Source organism: Halomonas sp. SIMBA_159 (assembly GCF_046536035.1).
Lineage (GTDB): Bacteria > Pseudomonadota > Gammaproteobacteria > Pseudomonadales > Halomonadaceae > Vreelandella > Vreelandella venusta_A.
Window position 1 is genome coordinate 1 of sequence record NZ_JAWJBT010000144.1, and the last position, 389, is coordinate 389.

General features: G+C 57.3%; 1 protein-coding gene. It reads left to right on the top strand.

The window, feature by feature from the left end; translation table 11 throughout:
• Positions 1-205: 205 nt before the first annotated feature.
• Positions 206-389 (top strand): hypothetical protein (locus R0J87_RS18735; RefSeq protein ID WP_219573032.1); only part of this gene is annotated, 184 nt, incomplete at its 3' end.

The window sequence follows — 389 nt, forward strand, 5'->3', positions numbered from 1 at the left end:
AAATCAGTGGTGGCGAAACCCGACAGGACTATAAAGATACCAGGCGTTTCCCCCTGGCGGCTCCCTCGTGCGCTCTCCTGTTCCGACCCTGCCGCTTACCGGATACCTGTCCGCCTTTCTCCCTTCGGGAAGCGTGGCGCTTTCTCATAGCTCACGCTGTAGGTATCTCAGTTCGGTGTAGGTCGTTCGCTCCAAGCTGGGCTGTGTGCACGAACCCCCCGTTCAGCCCGACCGCTGCGCCTTATCCGGTAACTATCGTCTTGAGTCCAACCCGGTAAGACACGACTTATCGCCACTGGCAGCAGCCACTGGTAACAGGATTAGCAGAGCGAGGTATGTAGGCGGTGCTACAGAGTTCTTGAAGTGGTGGCCTAACTACGGCTACACTA